Origin of the sequence: Chitinophaga sp. (genome assembly GCF_036569185.1) — a bacterium.
GTDB lineage: Bacteria > Bacteroidota > Bacteroidia > Chitinophagales > Chitinophagaceae > Chitinophaga.
This window is the reverse complement of record NZ_DATCRD010000289.1, coordinates 1-5,397: the sequence shown is the minus strand read 5'-3', so window position 1 is coordinate 5,397 and position 5,397 is coordinate 1. Positions and strand designations below refer to the sequence as shown.

Sequence of the window (5,397 nt, the reverse complement as noted above, 5' to 3'; positions counted from 1 at the left end):
GAAGATGGCTGCCCTGGAAGCAAAAGGCGTAAAAGTAATGCCGGTAGGCACCGGAAGTAACTACCTCACCGTAGATGCCATTAATGCAGCAGGTTTCAGCGACCGCGATATGGGGCTGCTAACAGCCCTGAAGGAGCAACTGATCTGGGTGGATCTTTCCGGTACCGCCATCACCGACAGTGCATTTGTTGCGCTTGGCCAGCTGAAGAAACTTACCCGGCTGGATCTGAGAAATACTGCCATCAAAGGCAATGGTATAAAAGAGCTGGGCAACTGCAGGGAACTGCGCTATCTTAATCTCGCCGGAACGGCGGTAAATTCCGAAGGATTGTTAGCGTTGCAGCAAAATAAAAAGCTGCAACAGTTATATGTGTACCAGGCAGGACTAACGCCCACTGCATTCCGGCAGTTACAACAGGCGTTGCCAAAGCTGATGCTGGATACGGGTGGGTACCGTTTACAACAGCTGGCATCTGATACCATTATTTATCATAAGGTAAGCGGGTAATGATGCCTGCCTTTGCTTGTATGCAACAGGCAGTGACAACAGCCATCCAGGCCCCAGCGATATCCGCTGCATCATCAGCCGTTTAATAAACAACTACGTGCAGGCATTGACGTTACTCATACCCCTGTACTGCATTCGCCAGCCGCAATGCAATTCTTTTCGCCAGGGATTTCGGGGACAGCACTTTCATATGTTCCCCGAATCCCAGGATCTCCCGTTCCAGTTCAAAGTTCAGGACCACTTCAATGCTCACGATAGTCCCATTCGCATCTTCCTTTAATATTTCCTGCGAATGATGCAGCGGCTTTGAAAGCACGTATGGTGCATGCTATGGATCCACCTGCAGCACCACTTTATGTACCGGATCTTTATCTGTTTTCGTAACGCCTATCAGGTTATTGTAATACTCATCAAAGGGCGTACCTTCCCAGGCGACGAACTTTTCCTTCGGCAACTCCTGAATGCTGATGATCCTGTCGAGCGCCAGGGTAACCAGTTGCGGCTGATGCTTATTCCGTGTGATCAGGAACCAGCGGTTCCGGTATTCTTTCAGAAGATAGGGATAACAGATGAATTCCCGGGCTTTGCTGGCTTTAAAAGACTTATACGCTATCAGCAGGGCCCTCTTATGCAGCGTTGCCTGGTAAAGCGGGTTAATATGGGATAACCCCATCAGGCGATGGTTATTTTCCAGCTGGATACAGTTCAGGTTCGCATCGGTCGATTTATACAGGTTGTTTTCCAGCCGCGCTATCATATCGCTCATATCATCAAAATAACTGAACCCGTTGAACTGTTTCAGCACCGCCACTATTTCCTTCATCTTATCCACGTCTCCGTTGTTAATGGGGGCGTTCGTAATGCTGTAGGCCGGATCGCTGTATGCGTAATACTTGCGGTCCTTTACTATAATAGGCGCATTATAACCCAGCTTATCACTGCGCATCAACTGGATATCCGCCTGAATGGTACGCTTGCTTACGCCGCTGCTGATACCTTCAAAATCATACAACACATCCGCTACTTTCTCGATGAGATCTTCCAGCGTCCACTTCCGGTAGCGGTTACGCAGGCATTCATCAATGGCCTTGTACCGGATCAAAGCCAGTTTATTGATGGACATACTAATTATTTGTACAAAGAAACGAAAATACTGCGCATTCTACCTGCGTAGTATTTTTTATCTTCAAGAAAATAAAAAATTAAATTTATGATAATCAATTAGTTAAAATTATTTCGAAAAAAATATTTTAGTACGCAGTTATATTGCGCAGATGTATATGCATCTTTGTTTCATCGGAAGCGGTCAAATAAATGTTACTTCATTCGATCCAAAAGAACATTTATAATTAACGCAGAAGATGGGAAAGCAGTAGTTCAATGGTTGAACACCGGATCCTGTAGTTTTAAAATTATCTTCAGGGTCAATTAAAGCTTACTTCCTGATTCCAATCCGGAGTTGCTGGTTCGAATCCGGCCTGCTTTACAAATCGAGGTCAATTGTTGCTTACTTCTATTTTGGTAAACAGCAACAAAATTATCTGGTTATTAAAAACAATTACAATGGACATTTTATTAAGAACAGGGTTAAAACAACAGGCTATTTACATTCTTGACACGGTGGTGAATACAGACACGCTGCATATCACACCGGCGGCGGGAATGCTGGTAACCAATCTTGCTAAACTGGGATTCGGCGTTACGGAAGATCTCCTGCATACGCTGAACCATACCTCCCCTGCTTACCAGGCCACTATCCTGGAAACATTCCGGGAAGTAATGGGTGTTAATACCAACTGGACCCCGCTGATAAAAGATTGGCAGGTGCCAACCAACGAATCGTTCATTGATCACTTTATCACTTTTTTCACCAATACATTCAAAGGCCGGGGCACTAAGCTCCAATGCGGCCATATTATTCCTGAAAATACTTTCCAGCTGGAAAGATATAACGGTTGTCCTTATTGCGGTACGCCGTTTGAATTCGGCGAACTGGAAAACATCGGCCAGGGAAGCAAGCTCCGTGTGCTGAAACGCTGGAACGACGAACTGGCGGCCGGATACATGGAAGACTTACTTACTTCCAAAACAGCGCTGGATGCCACCCAGATGGAATCCCTGAAAGCATTACTGTATATTTTTCCGCTACCGGCTGTAAAAATAGGTATGAAAGAAACGCTGGTGGCTGTTGTAGATGTGCTGATTGAAAAAGATGAAGCAGATAAAGCAGGAAAACTGTTTACCACGCCAACGGATATACTCCGTTACCTGTGGTACAAGCATACCGGCTTCCTGCAATTGGTTAAACCAGGCACTATTATCAAAAGGAAAGAAAAAAACCAGCGGCAGATTCACCCGGATATTTATCCAACCGTACAGGCAGTATCCGCAGAAGCGGCGCTGAAGCTGAAATACAACCGCCGGGAAGGCCTGATGGCGGCCAGGTGGCTGAACAGCCTGGAAATGGATGTTACAGCCATGTGTGAGATCATGCATCCGCAACGTAACATGTGGGTACGCTTTATCCGCGCCCTGCGCCTGCCTGAATTCAGCAAACGCGATGGCTTCGGAAAACTCCGCGAACTGCTGGACCGGTTCTACCGCCAGGATTATACGGTGTGGCAGGGACAGGTGGATCATTACCGCTTACGCTATGATGCCGCCAATACATTACAGCTGCTGCAACAACGCCCTGGCCTGTTTGCGCGCTCGCTGTTCGCCAATATGCTGTGGTTCGGCCCGGAAGAGGTGGTCGCCGCCTTCGGCAACATCACCCATAAAGTACCAGCCCGGTTGTTGCTTACGCTGCAGATGTACGCTGCATATTACTTCGATAAATCAACCACCCGTGCGGTAAAACCACTGGGTGGCGTGAATAAAAGCATCCCGGCTAACCGCCAGCTGAACATCTACGACGATGAACAGGTAAAACAAATGCAACAGGCAGTAACAGACCTTTGCATCTCCGCCATGAAGAAACGCTTTGCCGCAGTGCCTGTCGCTGCCAAAAGCATCTACATTGCACCGGAACTGTACAAAATACCACTGTCTATCGGCGACCGCAGCGAACAGGTGCAGGACCTGCCCGGCGCATTAATGGGTACCCGGTTTAAAGTGGAAGGCGATAAGATCATCCTGTTCATGCAATGGGGTAAAGGGTTACCTGCCCAGCACCTGGATATGGACCTGAGCTGCCGTATTGCCTACGAAAACCACACCGATACCTGCTCTTTTTCTTACCTGAAAACAACCGGGTGTATCCACAGCGGCGATATCCGTTCCATACCACATAAAGTAGGTACGGCAGAATACATTGAAATAGACATTCCTGTGCTGGCCAAAGCCGGCGCGCAGTATGTCACTTTCACCTGCAATGCCTTCAGCCAGGGCGCCATCGCCATGAACCTGGTACTGGGATGGATGAACAGTAAACACCCGATAACGGTATCCAAAAAAGGCGTGGCCTATGATCCGTCCTGTGTGGACCATATGGTGCGCATCACCGGCGGGTTAACCAAAGGGCTTGTATTCGGCGTACTGGACGTGGCAGCCCGGGAAATCATCTGGCTGGAAATGGCCTTCGATGGCCAGATCATTCAGGACCTCAGCACCGCCAATGTACGGGCTATCCTGAAAAAACTGGACAGTAAACTGAGCATCGGCCAGCTGCTGCAGGCAAAAGCCGAAGCCCAGCACCTGCAACCTGCTGCCGAAACAGAAGCCGACGAAGTGTACAACATGCAGTGGGCGCTGAACACCGCCGCCGTGACACAATTACTCATCGATTAATCAAAGAAAAACCCGGAATAGTAAGGTTCCCACTACATCGATTCATTACTCCTGAAAATCAATATATAATTAAATCATCGTAATCATCATAATCCTGAGTCAGACAAAATCCGCGTATCGCCGAAGGCGATACAGTTAAAACAACAGCAGCGCGGCCCCCGTGCTGCTGTTCACTTTGTGATTTAACACACTTTTTGCATCCTACCTCATCAATTTTCTGAAAATGGTGCTATATTCATTCCATTGTCATACATGGAGAGAAAGATTTTACTACTACTGCTACTGGTTGCACCTGCTGTAGGGTATGCCCAGCAAAAAGATACGGCAGACTCAACAGTCACTGTTTCAGCGCCCAAAGGATTTTTTGATAACATTAAGTATTACCTGAAACATACCAACGTAGAAAAGAAAAAGAAAAACGTGGACCTCAGCTTCATCGGCGGCCCCGTGTACACCCCCGAAACCAGCTTCGGCCTGGCCGTCATGATGGCTGCGCAATATAAAACAGATAAGAAAGACTCCCTGCTGCCCATCTCCAATGCGGCGATATACGCCTCCGGCGCTCTTACCGGGTTTTATGGCATCGGGATCAGCAACACCACTATATTTCCGCACGACCGGTTCCGGCTGGCGCTCAAAGCCTCTTTCAGCTCCAGGCCCAATAAATACTGGGGCATAGGCTATGAAGCCGGCAGCCATAAAGACGACTACACCGAATATGTGCAGCTCACGGAAAAATTACAGGCGGATTTCAGCGTAAACCTGAACGGCAACCTGTTCATGGGCCTTTGTACTCAGATCCAGAATGTACAAACCAAAAAACTCGATACCGCCGGTGGCAAGCCTCTTATGATACCGGGAAAAGTGCTCGGCATTGGCGCCGGCCCGTTTATAGTGTATGATACCCGCGACTTTATCCCGAACGCCTACAAAGGCATGTACGTACGACTGGGGTATCGCTTCTTCCCTTCTTTCATGGGCAATAAAGCCGTATTTTCACAGCTGGACCTGCAGTTCGACTGGTACAAACAACTCTGGAAAGGCGCCGTACTGGCTACAGACCTCTATGCAGAAGAACGCAGCGGCGATGTTCCCTGGAG

General features: G+C 48.2%; 2 protein-coding genes, 1 tRNA gene and 2 pseudogenes. 4 read left to right on the top strand and 1 reads right to left on the bottom strand.

The annotated features are described in order from the left end of the window. Positions 1 to 508 (top strand): annotated as a pseudogene (locus tag VIM72_RS22620) (hypothetical protein); the annotation flags it as partial. 112 nt (positions 509 to 620) lie between these two features. Here the strand turns inward: VIM72_RS22620 and VIM72_RS22615 are convergent. Beyond that, positions 621 to 1,331 (bottom strand): annotated as a pseudogene (locus VIM72_RS22615) (helix-turn-helix transcriptional regulator). Positions 1,332 to 1,874: 543 nt separating this feature from the next. Between VIM72_RS22615 and VIM72_RS22610 the strand changes: the two are divergent. From VIM72_RS22610 to VIM72_RS22600, 3 genes are all read left to right on the top strand, one after another. Next, a tRNA-OTHER gene (locus tag VIM72_RS22610) sits at positions 1,875 to 1,994 on the top strand. 77 nt (positions 1,995 to 2,071) lie between these two features. Further along, the gene (locus VIM72_RS22605; protein ID WP_332005090.1) at positions 2,072 to 4,297 is read left to right on the top strand and encodes a hypothetical protein; all 2,226 of its coding nucleotides are present in this window, start codon (positions 2,072 to 2,074) and stop codon (positions 4,295 to 4,297) included. A gap of 252 nt (positions 4,298 to 4,549) precedes the next feature. Next, positions 4,550 to 5,397, top strand: an 848-nt coding sequence (locus VIM72_RS22600; protein WP_332005089.1) for a hypothetical protein, incomplete at its 3' end; no start/stop codon positions are given.